Source organism: Caulobacter sp. S45, from assembly GCF_903642205.1.
Lineage (GTDB): Bacteria > Pseudomonadota > Alphaproteobacteria > Caulobacterales > Caulobacteraceae > CAHJWH01.
Map to the genome: position 1 here is coordinate 1 of NZ_CAHJWH010000222.1, position 3,606 is coordinate 3,606.

3 protein-coding genes are annotated in these 3,606 nt (G+C 71.5%); all 3 read left to right on the forward strand.

The features are described from left to right. Positions 1-2,857, forward strand: a 2,857-nt coding sequence (locus tag HUV06_RS15145; protein WP_174302078.1) for a hydantoinase B/oxoprolinase family protein, incomplete at its 5' end; no start/stop codon positions are given. 99 nt (positions 2,858-2,956) lie between these two features. Continuing rightward, a complete protein-coding gene (locus tag HUV06_RS15150; protein WP_217433918.1) occupies positions 2,957-3,223 on the forward strand; it encodes a hypothetical protein in 267 nt (88 codons plus the stop codon). An 89-nt stretch (positions 3,224-3,312) separates the two neighbouring features. After that, positions 3,313-3,606, forward strand: a 294-nt coding sequence (locus HUV06_RS15155) for an FAD-dependent oxidoreductase (protein WP_174302080.1), incomplete at its 3' end; no start/stop codon positions are given.

A 3,606-nucleotide genomic window follows, 5' to 3' on the forward strand; every position in this document is an offset into this window, starting at 1 on the left:
GGCCGGCGGCATCGTCGGCATGGTGCGGACGGCGGCCGACGCCGGGATCGAGCGGGTGCTCGGCTTCGACATGGGCGGCACCTCCACCGACGTCTCGCACTATGCCGGCGAATACGAGCGCACCTTCGACACCGAGGTGGCGGGGGTGCGGATGCGCGCGCCGATGATGCGCATCCATACCGTGGCGGCCGGCGGCGGCTCCATCTGCCGCTTCGACGGCGCGCGCCTGCGGGTGGGTCCGCCGTCCGCCGGCGCCGATCCAGGACCCGCCTGCTACCGGCGCGGCGGGCCTCTGACGGTCACCGACTGCAACCTGATGCTGGGCCGGCTCCAGCCCGAGACCTTCCCCAAGGTGTTCGGCCTGGCCGGCGACCAGCCTCTGGACGTGGAGGTGGTGCGCGCCGCCTTCGCCGCCCTGGCCGCGGAGGTCTCCCGCGCCACCGGCCGGCAATACACGTCTGAAGCGGTGGCCGAGGGCTTCCTGACCATCGCGGTGGACAACATGGCCGCCGCCATTCGCCAGGTCTCCGTCCAGCGCGGCTACGACGTGGAGGGCTACACCCTGGCCTGCTTCGGCGGCGCGGCCGGCCAGCACGCCTGTCGCGTCGCCGAGGCGATCGGCGTGCGGCAGGTGATGATCCACCCGCTGGCCGGCGTCCTGTCCGCCTACGGCATGGGCCAGGCCGAGGTGCGCGTGCTGCGCGAGGCGAGCGTGGAGCAGCGCCTGGCCCCCGGCTCGGCGGCCGAGCTGGAGGCGCGGATCGACGCCCTGGCCGAGACCGCCCGAGCCGAGGTCGTGGCTCAGGGCGTCGACCCGGTCTCGGTGTCGACGCTCCGCCGGGCGCACCTGAAGTACGAGGGGACCGACTCGGCCCTGCCGGTCCCGTTCGGCGACACCGCCAAGATGCGGGCCGACTTCGACACCGCCCACCGTCTGCGGTTCGGCTTCGTCGTCCCTGACAAGCCGGTGGTGGTGGAGGCGCTCTCCGTCGAAGCCGCGGGCGGGGCGCCCGGCGCGGAAGGCTCCGCAATGCCGCCCACTGAAGGCGACGCCGCTCCGCTGATGATCGCGCAGATGTGGAGTGCTGGCGGAGCGACCCCGACGCCGGTCTTCGATCGCGCCACCCTGCCCGTGGCTTGGCGCCGGGCAGGGCCGGTCATCATCATCGACCCCAGCCAGACCGCGGTGGTGGAGCCTGGGTGGGCGGCCGAGGTGGATGGGCGCGGTAACCTGATGCTGACCGCCGATACCCCTCACGGATCTCCCCCATCCCTGATGGAGGAGGGCTCGCAAGTCGAGGGCCCCGATCCTGTCCGGCTGGAGCTGTTCAATACCCTGTTCATGGCGGTGGCCGAGCAGATGGGCTCGGCCCTGCAGAACACCGCCCATTCGGTGAACATCAAGGAGCGGCTGGACTTCTCCTGCGCGATCTTCGACGCCACCGGCGCCCTGATCGCCAACGCCCCGCACATCCCCGTGCACCTCGGCAGCATGGGGGAGGGGGTGCGCACCATCATCTCGTCCCGGGGGGAGGGACGGGACGGCCGGGGCATGCGGGCTGGCGACGCCTACATGCTGAACGCGCCCTACCGCGGCGGCACCCACCTGCCCGACGTCACGGTGATCATGCCGGTGTTCGCGGACGAGGCGGCGGGCGCGCCCGCCTACTTCGTCGCCGCCCGCGGCCACCATGGCGACATCGGCGGGATCACCCCCGGCTCCATGCCGCCGCAGAGCACCTCGGTGGAGCAGGAAGGCGTCATGATCGACGACGTGCTCCTGGCCGACGCCGACGGCTTCAAGGAGGCGGAGGTCCGCAGCCTGCTTGGTTCCGGCCCCTGGCCGGCGCGCAACATCGAGCAGAACCTCGGCGACCTGAAGGCTGAGCTGGCCGCCTGCGTCAGGGGCGCGGGCGAGCTGCAGGCGATGGTCCAGCGGCACGGGCGCGCCGTGGTCGACGCCTACATGGGCCACGTCCAGGACAACGCCGAGGCCGCCGTGCGCGAGGCCATCACCCGCCTGAAGGACGGGCGCTGCGCTTACGAGATGGACAACGGCGCGGTGGTGGCCGTGCGGGTCGCCGTCGATCACAGCGCCTGCAGCGTCACGGTGGACTTCACCGGAACGAGCGCCCAGCTGCCGGACAACTTCAACGCGCCGTTGTCCATCTGCCGGGCGGCGGTGCTCTACGTCTTCCGCACCCTGGTGGACGGCGACATGCCCCTGAACGACGGCTGCATGCGCCCGATCACCCTCGTGGCGCCGCAAGGGTCTCTGCTGAATCCGCGCTATCCGGCCGCCGTCGTGGCCGGCAACGTGGAGACCAGCCAGGTGATCACCGACACGCTGTACGGCGCGCTCGGCGTCCAGGCGGCGGCCCAGGGCACCATGAACAACTTCACCTTCGGCGACGAGCGGCGGCAGTATTACGAGACCATCTGCGGCGGCTCGGGCGCGGGGCCGGGCTATGACGGCGCGGACGCGGTGCAGACCCACATGACTAACAGCCGCCTCACCGACCCCGAGGTGCTGGAGCACCGCTTCCCCGTGGTGCTGGAGCGGTTCGCCGTCCGGCGAGGGAGCGGCGGGGCGGGGGCTCACCGTGGCGGGGACGGCGTCACCCGGCGTGTCCGCTTCACCGCGCCCATGACCGCCGCCATCCTGGCCAACCGGCGACGCGTGCCACCGTTCGGCGCCGACGGCGGCGAGCCCGGCGGTCTGGGCGCAGCGCGAGTCGAGCGTGCGGGCGAGGTAGTCGAGGTCCTGGCCAGCGCGGAGGTGGTGCAGGTCGAGGCCGGGGACGCCTTTGTTATAGACACTCCCGGAGGGGGTGGTTACGGAATGCTTAAGGCGTGATCACTGCTGCGTGATGCACTGCAGCATGACTCGACTCGCAACCGTCGCAGGTGCAACATCTTTAAGGCTGGGTTGAGCAGGTCGAGGGCTTTGGGGTCGATGACCGACGTCGTTGTGACACTTCCCGTGAAAGTCGGAGAGGAAGCCATCCTGTTCGGCCGCTTCCTCAACCGTTTCATGGAAAGCCGGTCGGACGAGGCCGAGCAGATGGCCCCCTTCAGCGACGCCCCCTACATGATGGTCCGCTCCGACCCGCTGGACGGGCAGGAGTTGAAGGTGCTGACCTTCCAGGAGACGAGCGTGGCCTCCGCCTTCTCCTCCGGCTGGGCCAAGCTCCGCAAGGGGGCCGCGGGCGCGCGGTCCTAAACGCACCCAGGGCGCGACGCCCACCCCCGACTAGCGTTTCCGGCTCCTACATCATGTTCTAGGAGCCTCGGACAGCCTACATCCCGTTCGTGGCGTCCACCCTCTGCAACCTGAACCCCCGCGCCCTGTCCGGCCTGAAGCTGGCGGTGGCTGGCGGCGGGGTGCTGGGGCTCGGCATCGCCGCACTCGCCGCCCGCTCCGGCGCGCGGGTGACGGTGTTCGAGCCGCGCCCGCTCGGCGACAACGCCTCGGGCGTGGCGGCGGGCATGCTTTCGCCGGCGTTGGAGGCGGTGCTGGACGGCGGCGCGGCTTCGGACCACGCCATGCTCCAGGCCGGCTACGACGCCTGGCCCAGCTTCGCCGAGGCGCTCGGCCTGCCGCCC